This is a genomic window from Bacillus sp. iso_77 (assembly GCF_056173625.1).
This window is the reverse complement of record NZ_CM149683.1, coordinates 3,535,598-3,551,847: the sequence shown is the minus strand read 5'-3', so window position 1 is coordinate 3,551,847 and position 16,250 is coordinate 3,535,598. Positions and strand designations below refer to the sequence as shown.

The window sequence follows — 16,250 nt, the reverse complement described above, 5'->3', positions numbered from 1 at the left end:
ACGAATCACAAAACCTCCAGCTGTATCGGAGGTTTTTTAACGTGTTGAAGTGAGTTTTTTGTCATGATATTGACGGGTTTTTCACTGACAGGGAAGTTACACTTCTGTATGATAGAAAAAGATAGACCTGTTTTGATCATTAGACCTATTCATAAGGAGGAAGACCATCTTGACACAATCAGCAAAGCTGCAAGAAGTACTTGCGCCTTACCGTCCATCGTTAGATCAAACTGAAAAACCACTGATTCAATTACAGATAAAACAAGGAAAAACAGGACCATATGACAGCAAAATAGCAGGTGATCCTTATTTCCCAAAAAACGACGAATATCCCGTTGATGGAGAAGGCCATCCTATGAAGCTGCTGGCACAAATCAATTTCGGCCAGCTGCCAAAGCTGAAAGATTACCCAGAAACAGGACTTTTGCAAGTGTTTATTTCTGTACATGATGATCTTTATGGGATGAATATTGACCAAAAAACAGAGCAAAAAGATTTTCGGATCAAATTTATTGAGGAACCTTTCTTAGCTGAAGAAGACTTATTGACTGATTTTTCATTCGTGAAAATTCCTGACGATTTTTATTTTCCAGTTACGAAGGAAGGTGCGATTACAGGTGAATTATCAAGCGAAACGATCAGTGTAGGAGATTTCCGCTTTGAAAAAGTCACAGGAAAGCAAAGCTGGGATCTATTCGAAGATGCTGTTGGTATTGATGGTGATGAAGCAGATCAATTGCTAGATGAATTTTATGAGACAGCAAGTGGTTTTGGCCATAAAGTTGGCGGATACCCAGGTTTTACACAAGAAGACCCGCGTACCTATGTAGACCAAGAACATACTGTGCTATTATTGCAAATTGACTCAGATGATGAAGTGGACATGTTGTGGGGAGATTGCGGCATTGCTAACTTTTTTATCAAACCAGAAGACCTCAAACGAAAACATTTCGAAAATGTCGTCTATAACTGGGATTGCTCCTAATTTTGTAAAAAACACTCTTTTTGAAGAGTGTTTTTTGTCTATTTTTAGCCTTATTGCCCCTAAATCGTCATTTCTGAGAGGTAATATGTCATTCTTTCTAGTTGACCGTATCAAAAAAAAATGTAAAATCATCTTAAAGTCCTCTTTTTTGAAAATAATAATAAAATGACATATCAATCAACAATGAAATGCTCGAAAAAGCGGAATGTACTGGGGGGGATCAATTGATCATTTCGAAAGTAATCAACAATAATGTGGTCAGTGCGTATGATGACGAGCAGCATGAGCTGGTCATTATGGGCAGAGGGATTGCGTTTCAAAAGAAAAGCGGAGACCCGATTGACGAAGAACGTATCGAAAAAGTATTTTCCATTCAAAATAAAGATATATCAGAAAAATTCAAAACCCTGCTTTATGATATTCCGATCGAGTATATGCAAGTGTGTGAGGCAATTATCGATCACGCGAGAACGACCCTTAACAAAAATTTAAATGACAGCATCTATGTCACGTTAACGGATCATATTACCTTTGCTATTGAACGTCATCAAAAAGGAATGGACATTAAAAATGCCTTGCTTTGGGAAATCAAACGGCTGTACAAAGAGGAATTCATGTGTGGTGTAGAAGCGATTCGGATCATACAGGACAAGCTCAACATCCATCTTCCCGAGGATGAAGCAGGCTTTATTGCGATGCATATTGTCAATGCAGAACTGAATGAGGAAATGCCGAATGTCATTCAAATTACAAAACTGATTCAAGATATTTTGAACATCGTAAAGTATCATTTCCAAATTGATTTGGACGAAGAATCATTAAATTATTTCCGTTTTGTCACGCATTTGAAGTTTTTTGGACAGCGTCTGTTTAACGAAACACAAATGGAAAATCAAAATGAGTTTCTGTATGAAGTGGTAAAGGAAAAAAATACAGCCGCTTTTCAATGTGCGGAGAAAATTAATGACTATGTTCAAAAAGAATACAACCGAAGTCTCATAGAAGATGAGATGTTATACTTAACTTTGCACATCGATCGAGTCATAAAAAGAAAATAAATCAAAAAGAAAGCGTTGACATATCAAAATTAACATGCTAATTTATAACTATAAACTTAATAACCCACAATCTTTTAGGATTGTTACTGGTCAAGCAGGCAAAACCTAAATCATTGTCCCTATCTTTGATAAGGCATGATTTAGGTTTTTTTGTATCTAAAGGCTTATAAAATTGAATAACGATCAATCGCTATGAAGGATTGTTACTGGTTAAGCAGGCAAAACCTAAATATCGATTAATGTCTGAATCGCTATTTTTCGGGCATTAATGGATGTTTAGGTTTTTTCTATATCAAGATGAAATCAACGATTGGAGGGTAACACAATGAACCACAAACAAACAGCAAAAGAAGTTCTAGAGCTTGTCGGCGGTGAAAAGAATGTAAAGCAAGTCACGCATTGTATGACAAGGCTCCGCTTCAACCTATACGATGAAAGCAAAGCGGATAAAGAGAAGCTGCAATCAACAGACGGCGTCATGGGCGTGAATCAAAGCGGCGGTCAATACCATGTCATTATTGGCAACGACGTATCAAACGTCTATCAAGCAATGATTGCTGATTCTGGGTTATCAGCCGATGTGAAATCAGGCGGTTCAGAAGAAGCTTCAAAACAAAATGTGATTTCTAAACTTTTCGATTTTATCTCTGGTGTCTTCACACCGATTCTTCCAGCCATCGCTGGAGCTGGTATGATCAAAGGGATCTTGGCATTAATGCTGACGTTCCAATGGATCTCAGATAAAAGCAGCACATATGCGATTTTAACAGCTATCGGAGACGGAGCCTTTTACTTCTTACCGATTCTGCTTGCTGTAAGCGTAGCCAAAAAAATTGGCACAAATCAGTATATCGCCGCTGCCATTGCAGCAGCCGCACTGCACCCGCAGTTAACGGCTTTACTAGGCGCAGGAAATACAGAATTTCTAGGCTTGCCAGTGGTTGCCGTTGTGTACTCTTCATCGGTGATTCCAATTCTACTCACGATCTGGCTCGGCTCATATGTTGAAAGATTCGCGGAAAAATATAGTCCGAAATCACTAAAAATCATTCTTGTTCCAACAGTTACACTTCTTGTCGTGGTACCAGTTATGCTCATCGCGGTTGGACCGCTTGGTGGTATTATCGGAAATGGCCTTTCAGGTGGAATTGATTTATTGTTCAAACATGCAGGTATTTTGGCCGGACTCTTAATCGGTGGCTTTATGTCACCATTGATCATTACGGGCATGCACTATGCACTACTTCCAATCATGATCAACAACATTACATTAAACGGTTTTGACTTCATTCTTCCAATGATGTTTGTAGCGAATATGGCACAAGCAGGCGCAGCATTCGGTGTCTTCTTAAGATCAAAAAACAAAACATTCAAATCATTGGCGATGTCTACAAGTATCACTGCGTTAATGGGTATTACTGAACCTGCTATGTATGGTGTGAACATGCGATTGAAAAAACCGTTCCTTGCAGCCCTCATTGGTGCAGCAGCAGGCGGCGTGTTCATGTCTATCTTCAAAGTAAAGTCATATGTGATATCAGGATCAGCAGGTCTTCCAGGTCTCCCAACGTTCATTGGACCGACATTTGTTTACTCCATCATTGGATTAGTGATCGGCTTTGTTGTAGCAACCATCATGACACTTGTTCTAGGTTTCAAAGATGTACCAGTGAAAGATGATACAAAAGCAGACAAACCAGAAGAAAAGAAAGACACAGTAGCGCTTCAAAATGAAGTGGTACAAAGCCCGCTTGAAGGTCAACTAAAGCCGCTCAATCAAGTAAATGATGCAACATTCTCTAATGAAATCATGGGTAAAGGAACAGCCATTGTCCCAACAGTTGGACGTGTAGTAGCACCGTTCAACGGCAAAGTTGAAACCATTTTCCAAACGAAACATGCCATTGGTTTAAAGAGTGATCAAGGCACAGAGCTTCTCATCCATGTGGGGATTGATACAGTAAAACTTGGCGGTAAACATTTCACAAGTCATGTGCAGTCAGGTGATCTCGTTCAAGCAGGAGATCTGCTAGTTGAATTTGATATCAAGGGCATTCAGCAAGAAGGCTATGATGTAACAACGCCAATTATCGTCACCAACACAAATGATTATGCACAAGTTGATGCGAAAACAGATGGGGCGATTACAGTAAAAGAGACATTGCTTACAGTCAGTGTAGAAGAAAATGAGGAGGGCATTCAACATGACCAATTTAGAAAAAACATTTCCTAAAGGTTTCTTATGGGGCGGCGCAGTAGCCGCCAACCAAATTGAAGGTGCTTATAACAAAGATGGAAAAGGCTTATCAACAGCGGATGTATCACCACACGGTATTATGCACCCATTCGATGAATCAATGAAGGACCTTAACTTATATCATGATGCGATCGACTTCTATCATCGTTACAAAGAAGATATTGCCCTGTTTGCAGAAATGGGATTCAAGTGCTTCAGACTATCCATTTCTTGGCCACGTATTTTCCCAAATGGCGACGATGCGGAACCGAATGAAGCGGGCCTCGCTTTCTATGAAAAAGTATTTGATGAACTGCATAAGCATGGAATTGAGCCAGTTGTCACGATCTCTCACTATGAAATGCCGCTTGCACTTGTGAAAAACTACGGCGGTTGGAGAAACCGTAAGCTTGTGGGTCTTTATGAAACATACGCTAAAACATTGTTCACTCGCTTTAAAGATAAAGTAAAATATTGGATGACCTTCAATGAAATTAACGTCGTCTTACATGCTCCTTTCACAGGGGGTGGCCTTGTATTTGAAGAAGGCGAAGACGAGAAAAGCATTCAATATCAAGCAGCGCATCATCAGTTTGTTGCAAGTGCTCTAGCTGTTAAAGCAGGACACGAAATCATTCCAGATGCGAAAATCGGATGTATGATTGCAGCGATGACCACATATCCGTACAGCTCAAGACCTGAAGATATGTTTGCTGCGATTGATCAAGATCGTAAAACATTGTTCTTCTCAGATGTACAGGCAAGAGGCTATTACCCTGGATACATGAAACGTTATTTCCTGGAAAATAACATCAACATTGAATTCCAAGACGGTGACGAAGACATTCTAAGAAACCATACAGTCGACTATATTGGCTTCAGCTATTATATGAGTTTTGTGACAAGTACAGATCCAGAGGTACTTGGACAAGTGACTGGTGGCAACCTATTTGAAGGCGTGAAAAACCCTTATCTAGAAGCAAGTGATTGGGGCTGGCAAATTGATCCAAAAGGACTTCGTACAACACTAAACCAACTATATGACCGCTACCAAAAACCATTGTTTATCGTAGAAAATGGATTGGGTGCTGTGGATCAAGTAGAAGAAGACGGCTCCATTCAAGACGATTACCGAATTGATTACCTCAGAAGTCATTTGCTTGAGGCAAGAGAAGCGATCGCAGACGGCGTTGATCTGATCGGCTATACAAGCTGGGGCCCAATTGATCTTGTCAGTGCATCAACAGCTGAAATGAAAAAACGCTACGGCTTCATTTATGTCGACCGCGACAATGAAGGCAACGGTACATTAGATAGAAAGAAAAAGAAAAGCTTTGATTGGTATAAACAAGTGATTGCGACAAATGGAAAGCATTTAGACGCATAAAAAAGAGAGACAAACCGCTGATCAAACGGTTTGTCTCTTTTTATTGTGAGTGGACTATGATGTCCACACTTGATCCGCAATCTCAATCACATGACGCAGCTTTTCCCATTGCTGTTCTTCTGTTAACAAATTGCCTTCCTCTGTTGAGGCGAATCCACATTGTGGGCTCAAACAGATTTGGTTGATGTCCACATATTGTGCCGCTTCCTCGATTCTTCTTTTGATCTGATCAACGGGTTCAAGTTCCCCATACTTTGAAGTGACAAGACCTAGTACGATTTGAAGGTTTGAATTTTTCACATAACGAAGGGGTTCGAATCCGCCAGAACGGTCATCGTCGAATTCTAAGAAGAGACCATCCAAATCCAGACCGGCAAAAATCGTTTCTGCCGCTGCCTCATAACCACCTTCGGCTGCCCAAGTTGATTTAAAGTTACCACGGCAAATGTGCATGGTGATCACTAAATCATCTGGTCGATCGGCAACCGCTTCATTGATTGTTTTCGCAAACGATTCACGCAGTTCATCTTCCTCGCGGCCAAAAGCTTTGATTTGTTCATGTCCTTTTTCAGAAAAGAACACGGCCCATGCTGTATCATCCAGCTGTAGATAACGGCAGCCTGCATCATAAAAAGCACGGATGGCTTTTTTATAAGCCTGTGCCACGTCATGGTGAAAATCATCTAAGCTGTCGTACACACCTTCTTCAAGCTTTCCACGGAAAAAGAGCATATTCGGACTTGGAATCGTCATTTTAGCCGTATGATCACCCGCGATGCTGTGAAGGAAGCGATAATCCTCCAGCATTGGATGATCAGTAAAATCAATCTTACCTGTTACTTTGATGCCTCTGGCTTTTGTTGTCGTATTGTGGAATTGAATGCCTTGGTCTGCTTCAAATCCTTCGACCCCATCTAGCCCTTCTAGAAAGTCAAAATGCCACCAAGCACGTCTGAACTCTCCATCTGTGACAACCTCTAATCCAATCTCCTTTTGCTTCTCGACAATACGAGTAATTTCTTCATTTTCAATTTGTCGGAGCTGCTCTGCTGTGAGTGTACCGTCTGCTTTTTGCTTGCGGGCTTCTTTGATGCGTTCAGAACGAAGTAAACTCCCTACTTGATCTGCGCGAAATGGCGGCTTTGTCGTTTTCTTACCAATGGTTTGTACTTGTGTCATGTTGAATCCCTTCTTTCTTCAGGTTATAAATCAAATAAAAAAGCTCTTCCTTGGATAAGGAAGAGCATCATATACTGTGAGATCTCTGCCTTATCTTCAAACAAGCATCAGCTTGTTTAAGGAATTAGCACCATTCTGTTCCTAGGAACAGCGGTTGCCGGGTTTCACAGGGCCAGTCCCTCCACCACTCTTAATAAGGTTACCTTTGATTTAATTTTCTTAATAAACACAATTATTCAATCTTTTTGAGAAAAAGTCAATGGTTTTTCCTATTTATTTTCCTACATAAACAAATCAGCGACGAGAACACCAGCTAATCCAACAAGTGAAAGAACAGTCACCATCAATGTCCAAGTTTTAAAAGTTTGAGCCATCGACAGATTAAAGTATTCTTTGTAAATCCAGAAACCCGCATCATTCACGTGAGAGAATGTAATACTGCCGGCGCCTGTTGCAATTACCATTAATTCTGGGCTGACTCCCGTCAAACCAATCAGCGGTGCAGAAATGCCAGCTGCTGTGAGACCCGCGACAGTCGCTGACCCTAAAGAGACACGAAGGACAGCTGCAATCAGCCAAGTGAGGAGCAGAGGAGACAGTGTGCTTCCTTGCATAATCCCTGCAATGTATTGATCAACACCGCTGTCAATGAGAACCTGTTTAAAAGCACCGCCGCCTGCAATGATCAATAGAATCATCGCAATGGAGCCAATTGAATCCTTAATCGATTTCATGACGTCCTGCATGCTCTTTCCTCTGCCAAGACCAAATGTGTAGATGGCAAGCAGCACAGAGATTAATAGGGCAATCGCCGGCTCACCTAAAAACTCAGCCGCCGGTAGCAGCGGGGAGGACGGGAAGAAAATTTCTAAACATGCTCTGAATGTCATGAGCAATACAGGTAAAATAGCGGTGAAAATACTAATGCCGAAGCTTGGCATTTCCTCTTCTGTAAATTCCTTTGGATTAAACAAGTCCTTTGGAATGTGTGCATGCAGTTGATCTTTCTTAAATAGTTTCGTAAACAAAAGTCCGCCTACTAAAACAGCAGGAATGGCTAAAATAATTCCAACCAATAAGGTTTGTCCCATGTTGGCTTGAAATACATTGGCAATGGCTGTCGGCCCTGGGTGAGGAGGGAGGAAGCCATGTGTTGTAATGAGTGCAGCGACGAGCGGCATTCCCACATACAACACAGGAAGTCTTGCGGCTTGAGCAATGGTAAAGACTAATGGAATAAGAATAATGAATCCGGTTTCATAAAATAGAGCAATTCCGATAACAAATCCAGTCAGCATCGTCGCCCATTGGATTTTCCCGATACCAAAGCGGTCGATGAGTGTCATGGCAATACGCTGAGCACCGCCAGAATCAGCCATCAATTTACCAAGCATCGCTCCAAAGCCAAGAACCAACGCCAGATGGCCGAGTGTACTTCCAAGCCCTTTTTCGACTGAAGCAATCGCTTCAAGTGGTGACATGCCTTCTAAAACGGCAACGATTAAAGAGACAATAATCAACGAAATGAAAGCGTTTAACTTAAAGACAACCATGAGTAAAAGTAATAACAAAACGCCAAGTCCGATAAAAACTAACGACATGATCTTTCCTCCTTTGTGCTGCATAAGGGAGCGTGAACGCCCCCTCTGCTTTATCCTTCAAGTATGTCTACTGCTTCTTTTAACGTATCCTTTGAGCCAACATTTCCCGGGAAAATCACATAAGACATAAATGGGAATTTGCTTTCTTCTCCTGTTTGCCAAACGGGAATACCTGGTCTGATTTGACCTGCGACGGTCGCACGTTTGACGCTGAGTCCTCTTGTTCCAATATCGCTAGAGGTGATTCCACCTTTGGCAATGAGGTACTTAGGGCGAATGGAGAGGCGCTGAACAATGCTTGTCACAGCATCACTAATCTGAACAGACAGTTTCAATTCTTCCTCTTGACGATCGTCCCCAAGATCAAGCCGTTCTCTCCTTGTATAAACAGCAACCGATTGCCCGGTTGTTAAAAGCCGTTCAGTTTGTTGAATCACGCGGTCAATTTCCTCTTGAAATGCTTCAGGTTCTAACACGAGGTGTGTATCAAATTCAATAAATGCAATGTCTTTATTTTGCTGCAGCGCTCGCAATTGTTCGGTTGTTTTTTTGACATGGGAACCGACCATGATGAGGCCACCGTGCGTGCTTTCTTCCTGTATTAAGTCTTGTCTAGTTAATAGTGCTTGATCCTCAACACCGCCAAGCACTTTTGTGAGAGCTGCCGCACTTCTAAATAGAAAGTGCTGACCTGCTTTGATGGCATCTATGAGGGCAATGACAAAGACTTTGACATCGTCATAGTCCACTGCATTTACAACCACTTTTTGAAAATCCTTCACGGTCATCAGCTGATCCTTGATTTGTTCATTACGTAAAGCCCGGATATCTTCTAAAGAAATATAAGTAGTGTTTTCCTTAGTGAACGATCCGTTTGATTTCTCTTCGATCCATTCTCCGAGGTGAGAAGATTGAAATCCGAATGTACGATCCAATGCAAATTCTGTGTCACCAGCAGGAATTAATTCGTGACCTTCCTGTACGTAGTGAATATTGCCAATCGTAAAGCGGCCGCCTTCTTTAAAAAAGGGAAGAAGGATTTCGCCGTCAAATTGGCGGGAGCTTTGCTGTTCAATGGTCGTTCTGAGAATGTCAGTCTCTAGCGGGAAGTGTCCACGCAGGGTGGAGTCCCCCCGGCTGACAATGATGAAATCTTGATCAAGCCGTTCAGCCGTTTTCACAATCGTTGATGCGATCGTTTCATGAAGAACCGCCGTTTCTTTCTCTGTCATACTGCGAGAGTTGGTTAAGATAAAGAACATACGGCTGTCTTCAAGAAAACCAGCTTCAATGCTTTTCTCTGACCAATCGGTGAAAACAGAGACGCCGTGTACGGTTTGAATGCCTGTTGGGTCATCGTCTAATACAATCACTTTATGGTGAAAATGGTTTAGTGCTTGTTCGTATGCTGATTGAATGCGGTCTGAATCCGCTTTCGGAATGGCATTTAGTAACTCAATGCTTTGTTTCATAGAACCTCATCCTTTCTTCACTTCAACATGAGCCATTTTTTCGTAATATTGAACGATTCCGCCGTGATCAAGTCCAGACTTTCCGTCCGCTTTGAGGGCGTGGAAGATTTCCAGCAGCTGACTAGAAAGCGGGAGAGGAACGCCGATATCGTGGGCAGTTTCCATGACATTGGTTAAATCCTTTAAGTTGATGTCAATACGTCCGCCAGGCTCAAAGTTTCGTTCTAAAATGAGAGGAACCTTCGCATCGAGTACAGCACTTCCTGCCAGTCCACCTCGGATGGCTTCATACATTTTATCAATCGCAATGCCAGACTTAGCGGCAAGGACGAGTGCCTCGGACATGGCAGCGATATTTAAGTTGACGATGATTTGATTCGCAAGCTTTGCGGTTGTCCCGCTTCCATTTGATCCAACTAATACGACATCTGTGCCCATGGCATAGAGGACATCCTTTACTTGTTCAAAAATCTCTTTTTCTCCGCCCGCCATAATCGCAAGTGTCCCGTCTATCGCCTTTGGCTCTCCGCCACTGACAGGAGCATCGATAAATTCGACCTGATGCTGTTTTGCCAGTGCCGCTAATGCTCTAGAAGTAACAGGTGAAATAGAGCTCATATCTATAATAATCGTGCCAGGTCTTGCTGTAGCCAATATGCCTTGTTCACCTGCTACAACTGCTTCTACATGCTCACCTTTTGGAAGCATCGTGATTATGATATCGCTTTCAGATGCTGCCTCAGCAGCTGATGCAGCGGCATTTGCGCCCAATTCTTTTAATGCTAGAACAGCTTCTGTATGAATATCGAAAACAGTCACAGTATGACCGGCTTTTAATAGATTGAGTGCCATAGGTTTCCCCATAATGCCTAATCCAATGAATCCAATTTGCTTTGCCATTTTGTCCGCCTCCTATTTAGAAACCCCTTACAAAAAGCGCTTTCTTTTCTTTTTGTTAGTATATATACTATCGATTTAAATTAATAGTAGGAAATAAACTATTGTTCATTTAATGTACATGACGAAATAGGAATGTGTCAACGGAAAATATGAGAAAAGTCACAAAAAAAAGACCGGAAACAGCTCCGGTCTATGGTCGATTATGTTTTATTTTTAGCTACAGCTAATCGAGAACGTTTGACGTTGTCGATTGCATTTGATCCTAATTCTAAAACAGCTGTGACGTACAAAACATCAATAATCACAAGCTGATTAATACGAGAAATCATTGAGTCAGAACGATAGGTTGTTTCTCTCGATGAACTGAGCAGATGAAAGTCGGATTTCTTGGCGAGCTCTGATTTCGGATAGCTCGTAATCGAGGCGACCGTTGCACCTTTTTCCTTTGCAAATTGCACGGCATCAAGGATTTCTCTACTTTCTCCTGAATGTGAGATCGCGACGATAAAATCATGTTCCGTTGCATGTGTTGCAATCATATTCATCATATGAGGATCACTGCATAGACTCACTTCAAAGCCAAGCTGGAGAAACTTATGATAGGCATCTCCGGCAATAAAACTGGAGGCACCTGCTCCAAAGAAGACGGTTTTATGAGCCTGTTTCATTTGCTCAATAAATTGTGTCACAGCTTGGTCTTCTAAAATATGTTTCATATCCTGAATAGAGTTGGTGGTTAACTCTATGACCTTATGTTTAATATCTGCGACACTATCAGATGCTTCGATCTCACCGTATATGGATTGAGGTGTATTGGTCGCAATATCCTGCGCGACATGGACACGAAACACTTGATAGGACTCATAGCCAATTTTTCGCAGAAAACGAAAGATCGTCGTTTCACTTGTGTTGCATTCAGCAGCGAGTGCACTAATCGAATGAAGCACAACTTTCTGAGGGTTTTGTAAAATGTAATTGGCAATCTTTTTCTGGGTAGGGGACAAACTATGAAATGTTGTCCGGATATGACTAAAAATATTCTCTTCTATGATAAACACCACACTTCATCTAACATTCTATCTTAAGCATACAGGAACTTATGAAAACGGTAAACAAACCTCACATGAAAAATAAAGAATAATATGGAAGAAAACACTTCTTTTGGTTCTTTTGTCATGGTATACTCAATTGGTAATAGACAAAAATGGGGGTTTTTACTATGACAATGAAAAAAGGCCTAACGATCAGCCTGCTCATTTTTTCGCTGATTGTTTCATTGTTTGCGCCAGTTGGATCTGCGGATGCCAAACAAGTGAAAAAAGCAAAAGTAAGTACACACTATTATAAAAAGAAAAAAACGTTTAAATATGCACAGGTGAAAAACCTTAGTAAAGCGCATATGAAAACCATCAATCGTGATTTAAAAGATGATATTGCATTCTCTTATTCTACGTACTTGTTCTTAAAGGACGAAGCGAAAAAAGAAGGCATTGGGAAGATCACATACGAGAGATCGTTTAAAACGAAATTTAACAATGGGAAGAAACTAAGTATCCTAAACTATGATTACATGAATGACGGTAGTATGCACGGGGATACGATGGTTACGAGCATGAACTATGTGTTAACAAAGAAAAAAACAAAGCAACTGTACTTTACAGATGTGGTAAAAACAAAGAAAAAGCGTACAAAAGTAAGAGATTATATCTATAACTACACAAAGAAGCATAAAAGTAAATTCTATGCGAATCTGAAAAAAAGCGATATTCAAATCGGCTACGACACGCAGTACTACTTCACGAAAAAGGGAATCGCTGTTGTCTTCCAGCCATATGAAATTTCACCGTACTATGTAGGAATTCCTATGATTCAAGTACCTGCGAAGGTGTATAAATAAACAAGAGAAACGGCCATGAATTTGGTCGTTTTTTTATACATAAAAAGAGCCCCTGGTGATGAGGCTCTTCTTTTTACATTTATACTTGTTTGGGTGCATCGTTTAGTGGGTGACGGCGTTTGCCGTTGTAGTGGCGGCGCATACGAAAGATTTCAAACTCCGAAAGCTCTGCGCTTTTTCGTTTTTGGGTGCGGTTATCTTTTTTGAAAGAGAATAGTAAGTAGCAGCAAAGTGAAGCGATAATCAATAAAATCATCATATGACATTCCTCCAATTCATCCTATTCTTTAAGTGTAGACAGGGTGAGTGATGTTTATAACTGAAAATAGTTAGCAAATAGCGTTTAGTTCTAAAGGTTTATTCTTGCTGCTTTTTTAGGTCTAAAATACTGGTTGTTTTTAACTATTATATTTCCAGTTATTGCACTCGTCAAGAAGAATTTTTCTGGGGTTGTCTCTATTAGTACGATTAAGTGTCATAAAAGTTTCAGAAAATTGTAAACTTTTATTAAAAAACCGTTCCCGAACAGGAACGGTTGTAAACATGTTTATGCTTTTTCTTCAAATAAACGTGCAATTTCCACGATCACTTCTGACGCTTTCAGCATGTTCTCTACAGAGATGAATTCATATTTACCGTGGAAGTTTTCCCCGCCAGTAAAGATGTTTGGCGTTGGAAGTCCTTTATATGAAAGCTGTGAGCCATCTGTACCGCCGCGGATTGGTTCAATGACAGGTGTCACTGAGCGGTTTTCCATGGCTTCATGAGCGATGTCTACGATATGTTTGACTGGCTCAATTTTTTCTCTCATATTGTAATATTGATCCTGAATGCTAAGGGTGATGCTGTTTTCGCCGTAGACCGCTTTTAAGTCGTTTGCGATTTTTCCAAACAGTGCTTTGCGCTTGTTGAATTTCTCTTTATCAAAATCACGAATAATATATTGCAGCTCTGCTTCTTCTACTTCTCCTACAAACCTTGTGAGGTGGAAAAAGCCTTCGTATCCTTCTGTGTATTCTGGAGATTCATCTGAAGGAAGTTTGTTGTGAAAGAGCATGCCGATCTTTGCAGCACTGACCATTTTGTCTTTTGCTGTCCCTGGATGGACGTTGTTTCCTTTAATTGATACTTTTGCACCTGCGGCGTTGAAGCTCTCATATTGAAGCTCTCCTAGCGGGCCGCCGTCAATCGTATAAGCATAAGAAGCGCCAAAGGCATCAACATCGAATTTGTGAGGTCCTCTGCCGATCTCTTCATCTGGTGTGAAGGCGACACGAATTTTTCCATGCTTGATTTCTGGATGCTCAATCAGGTAATGCATGGCGGTCATAATTTCTGCGATACCTGCTTTGTTATCTGCACCAAGCAGGGTCGTGCCATCAGTCGTGATGAGCGTATGTCCTTGGTATTTTTGTAAATTTGGAAACTGTGCTGGAGATAATACGATATGTAGATCTTCGTTTAACGTGATGTCCCCGCCTTGATAGTTCTCATGAATCTGCGGTTTCACGTTCTTGCCAGTGAAGTCAGTGGCTGTGTCGATATGAGCTAGGAAGCCAATGGTTGGCACTTCTTTGTCTGTGTTAGATGGGATCGTGCCCATGACATAACCGTTTTCATCCATTGTCACTTCTTGAATGCCGATGGATTTCATCTCTTCAACAAGCTGCCTTGCTAGGTTCAGCTGTCCTTCAGTGGATGGGCAGCTCTCTATGTCTGCATCAGACTGTGTATCCACTTTTACATAACTTGTGAATCGCTGGATCATTTCCTCTTTCATCAATACGTCACTCCTTTTGTAGAATATGTTCATTTTATCATGTCTTGAATGCGCTTCATAACAAGAAAGGCTTTCTCTGGCAATTAGAGAGGAAAAAGACCTACTTTTATTTTGCGATGTGCTGAATGGTTCTTTAGGGTGATTTTTTTGGGTGTCTTTTTATTTATAATGAGGACATATAAAATCATCCATTTGTACGTTAATTTGGGAGAAAGGGGTGCGAAAGTTGGATTCTAGTCAAACACTTGCACTCGCTCAAAAGTTCCAGGAAGCTGCTGATGGCATTCGTCAGTCGAAGCAGCTGCTTGAGAATCGGCTGAAGGCAGTTGGATCAGGCTGGCAAGGGGAAGCAAGAGATAAATTTGATCAAAGCTTTGAGGAAACAGTGACACGCTATGATCAATTTGAAAAGGACTTGCTTGAAACAAGTCAGGAACTGCGGGATGCTGCTGTCAAAATCGAGGAACGTAAAGCTGAAATCGCCAGAATGGAAGAGCTTGAGCGAAAAAGGCGAGAAGAACGGAGAGAAAGAAACCGAGAAGGGAGATGATGTGATGGCGCGTGACATTGTAGTAGATCCAGATCAGCTGACAGGGCTGGCGAATGATTTTGTAGGAGAGCTTTCGGCCATCGAAACAAAGCACCACGATTTACATAGTGAACTGGATGGTCTCATCCTAGGCTGTGATCCCCGTTATCGAAGCTGTTTTTCTGGAGTAGGAGATGCATGGGGTTCTGGACAAGCCTTAATGAGCAAATTGAGCAGTGACGACATTGCCATTCGTCATGCAACGGATAAAATGGTCGAAGCTGATGATATTTTAAGGAAAATGTACAGTCTGTATGATCAATATGGTACACTCACGAGCCTAGCTGGTATTGTGATGATGCAGGCAAAATACTATGGACTTGGCATGACGACCTTTATTAAAGAAAATGGCCGCTATGCTGCGCAGCATTCAAAGCTCCTTCTTGATGTGACCGGACGGGTAGAAGGAACGAGATTTGACCGGTTGGCAAGGATTTGGCTGAGTAAAAAAGAATTATTAAAACGATCCAATTGGTCGATGGCTGACCTTGTCCATAAGAAATTTACGAAATTTTATCCTAGCGATACAGTTGCGTTCACGAACAGTGTACGTGATTTCACAAAAGGAAGTATCAATTGGAAGGACACAGCTGGCATCAAGTCTGTTCTGAAAAATGGTGCAAGGTTTGCGAAAGGAAATGCCATCATTGCAACGGTCGTCACGGGTGCAACAGAAACGGTTGGCTGCGGTCTGAAAATTGCGGAGAACTATGCGGAATTTGGGGATCAGCCGGAAGTTCTCAAGCGTGAAAATGCAAAGGCTGTTGGAAATGCAGTGAATAATACGGTCTTTATTGCAGGCGGATCTGTTGCAGGTGCCGTTGTGGGCGGCGCTCTTGGAAGTTTTGCAGGACCGATTGGAACAGTCGTTGGCGGTGCGATAGGATCAGCAGTAGGTGGCTTTATTGGTGAAAAAGTCTCCAAGCTTACTTCTGGTTTTGCAGAACAGGTCGCAGTGAAATTAAAAGACCCAATTCATGCGGTTGTCGATAAAGGAAAAAAAGCATTTGAACTGGCAGGTCAAGGTGTTAAAGCAGTCAATGACACCATTGATCAAGCAAATCAGGTGATACATAAAGGAATAGAAAAAACAAAAGAAACCGCAGATTCGCTGTTGAAAGGTGCAGGTGATTTCTTGAAGGGCGCATTTTCTTTTGGATAAGGAG

14 protein-coding genes and 1 riboswitch are annotated in these 16,250 nt (G+C 41.5%); of the genes, 7 read left to right on the top strand and 7 right to left on the bottom strand.

Annotated elements, in window-relative coordinates:
* Positions 1–169 precede the first annotated feature (169 nt).
* From AC0VYC_RS18285 to AC0VYC_RS18270, 4 genes are all read left to right on the top strand, one after another.
* Positions 170–985: a YwqG family protein gene (locus AC0VYC_RS18285; protein WP_475389008.1), complete on the top strand. Its 816-nt coding sequence runs from the start codon at positions 170–172 to the stop codon at positions 983–985.
* A 224-nt stretch (positions 986–1,209) separates the two neighbouring features.
* A complete protein-coding gene (gene licT / locus AC0VYC_RS18280; RefSeq protein ID WP_017368351.1) occupies positions 1,210–2,043 on the top strand; it encodes a BglG family transcription antiterminator LicT in 834 nt (277 codons plus the stop codon).
* Positions 2,044–2,368: 325 nt separating this feature from the next.
* A complete protein-coding gene (locus AC0VYC_RS18275) occupies positions 2,369–4,276 on the top strand; it encodes a beta-glucoside-specific PTS transporter subunit IIABC (RefSeq protein ID WP_047947030.1) in 1,908 nt (635 codons plus the stop codon).
* A complete protein-coding gene (locus AC0VYC_RS18270; RefSeq protein WP_035702586.1) occupies positions 4,248–5,666 on the top strand; it encodes a glycoside hydrolase family 1 protein in 1,419 nt (472 codons plus the stop codon). The genes AC0VYC_RS18275 and AC0VYC_RS18270 overlap by 29 nt, the downstream gene beginning before the upstream one ends.
* Positions 5,667–5,720: 54 nt before the next feature.
* Here AC0VYC_RS18270 and AC0VYC_RS18265 read toward each other — a convergent pair whose 3' ends face one another.
* From AC0VYC_RS18265 to AC0VYC_RS18245, 5 genes are all read right to left on the bottom strand, one after another.
* Positions 5,721–6,845 carry a 5-methyltetrahydropteroyltriglutamate--homocysteine S-methyltransferase gene (locus AC0VYC_RS18265; protein ID WP_475389005.1) on the bottom strand — a complete coding sequence of 375 codons (1,125 nt, stop codon included), beginning with the start codon at positions 6,843–6,845 and terminating at the stop codon, positions 5,721–5,723.
* Between the two features lie 87 nt (positions 6,846–6,932).
* Positions 6,933–7,045, bottom strand: a riboswitch (SAM riboswitch).
* 81 nt (positions 7,046–7,126) lie between these two features.
* Positions 7,127–8,446, bottom strand: coding sequence for a gluconate:H+ symporter (locus AC0VYC_RS18260; protein WP_475389003.1), 1,320 nt, complete (start codon positions 8,444–8,446; stop codon positions 7,127–7,129).
* A 50-nt stretch (positions 8,447–8,496) separates the two neighbouring features.
* Positions 8,497–9,918, bottom strand: coding sequence for a four-carbon acid sugar kinase family protein (locus AC0VYC_RS18255; protein ID WP_475389001.1), 1,422 nt, complete (start codon positions 9,916–9,918; stop codon positions 8,497–8,499).
* 6 nt (positions 9,919–9,924) lie between these two features.
* Positions 9,925–10,818: a 2-hydroxy-3-oxopropionate reductase gene (gene garR, locus AC0VYC_RS18250; RefSeq protein ID WP_475388999.1), complete on the bottom strand. Its 894-nt coding sequence runs from the start codon at positions 10,816–10,818 to the stop codon at positions 9,925–9,927.
* Between the two features lie 200 nt (positions 10,819–11,018).
* Positions 11,019–11,876 carry a MurR/RpiR family transcriptional regulator gene (locus AC0VYC_RS18245; RefSeq protein WP_024719230.1) on the bottom strand — a complete coding sequence of 286 codons (858 nt, stop codon included), beginning with the start codon at positions 11,874–11,876 and terminating at the stop codon, positions 11,019–11,021.
* Positions 11,877–12,037: 161 nt separating this feature from the next.
* Here AC0VYC_RS18245 and AC0VYC_RS18240 point away from each other — a divergent pair, with 161 nt between their 5' ends.
* Positions 12,038–12,715, top strand: coding sequence for a DUF3298 and DUF4163 domain-containing protein (locus tag AC0VYC_RS18240; RefSeq protein ID WP_024719231.1), 678 nt, complete (start codon positions 12,038–12,040; stop codon positions 12,713–12,715).
* A 79-nt stretch (positions 12,716–12,794) separates the two neighbouring features.
* On the opposite strand, the gene AC0VYC_RS18235 is transcribed toward AC0VYC_RS18240, so the two are convergent.
* A complete protein-coding gene (locus AC0VYC_RS18235; protein ID WP_008345664.1) occupies positions 12,795–12,974 on the bottom strand; it encodes a hypothetical protein in 180 nt (59 codons plus the stop codon).
* A gap of 288 nt (positions 12,975–13,262) precedes the next feature.
* Positions 13,263–14,495: a peptidase T gene (gene pepT, locus AC0VYC_RS18230; protein WP_268361333.1), complete on the bottom strand. Its 1,233-nt coding sequence runs from the start codon at positions 14,493–14,495 to the stop codon at positions 13,263–13,265.
* A 226-nt stretch (positions 14,496–14,721) separates the two neighbouring features.
* Here pepT and AC0VYC_RS18225 point away from each other — a divergent pair, with 226 nt between their 5' ends.
* Together AC0VYC_RS18225 and AC0VYC_RS18220 are read left to right on the top strand one after the other, a co-directional pair.
* Positions 14,722–15,045, top strand: a complete 324-nt coding sequence (locus AC0VYC_RS18225) for a WXG100 family type VII secretion target (RefSeq protein ID WP_008345659.1) — start codon at positions 14,722–14,724, stop codon at positions 15,043–15,045.
* A gap of 4 nt (positions 15,046–15,049) precedes the next feature.
* Positions 15,050–16,246: a glycine zipper domain-containing protein gene (locus tag AC0VYC_RS18220; protein WP_475388997.1), complete on the top strand. Its 1,197-nt coding sequence runs from the start codon at positions 15,050–15,052 to the stop codon at positions 16,244–16,246.
* The last annotated feature ends 4 nt before the right edge of the window (positions 16,247–16,250 follow it).

What these genes read in the sequence shown, in the direction of transcription:
- garR (WP_475388999.1), bottom strand. Translation starts at nt 10,818, where the DNA reads ATGGCAAAGCAAATTGGATTCATTGGATTAGGCATTATGGGGAAACCT.
- AC0VYC_RS18270 (WP_035702586.1), top strand. Translation starts at nt 4,248, where the DNA reads ATGACCAATTTAGAAAAAACATTTCCTAAAGGTTTCTTATGGGGCGGC.
- AC0VYC_RS18275 (WP_047947030.1), top strand. Translation starts at nt 2,369, where the DNA reads ATGAACCACAAACAAACAGCAAAAGAAGTTCTAGAGCTTGTCGGCGGT.
- AC0VYC_RS18220 (WP_475388997.1), top strand. Translation starts at nt 15,050, where the DNA reads ATGGCGCGTGACATTGTAGTAGATCCAGATCAGCTGACAGGGCTGGCG.
- AC0VYC_RS18235 (WP_008345664.1), bottom strand. Translation starts at nt 12,974, where the DNA reads ATGATGATTTTATTGATTATCGCTTCACTTTGCTGCTACTTACTATTC.
- AC0VYC_RS18240 (WP_024719231.1), top strand. Translation starts at nt 12,038, where the DNA reads ATGACAATGAAAAAAGGCCTAACGATCAGCCTGCTCATTTTTTCGCTG.
- AC0VYC_RS18260 (WP_475389003.1), bottom strand. Translation starts at nt 8,446, where the DNA reads ATGTCGTTAGTTTTTATCGGACTTGGCGTTTTGTTATTACTTTTACTC.
- AC0VYC_RS18265 (WP_475389005.1), bottom strand. Translation starts at nt 6,845, where the DNA reads ATGACACAAGTACAAACCATTGGTAAGAAAACGACAAAGCCGCCATTT.
- AC0VYC_RS18255 (WP_475389001.1), bottom strand. Translation starts at nt 9,918, where the DNA reads ATGAAACAAAGCATTGAGTTACTAAATGCCATTCCGAAAGCGGATTCA.
- pepT (WP_268361333.1), bottom strand. Translation starts at nt 14,495, where the DNA reads ATGAAAGAGGAAATGATCCAGCGATTCACAAGTTATGTAAAAGTGGAT.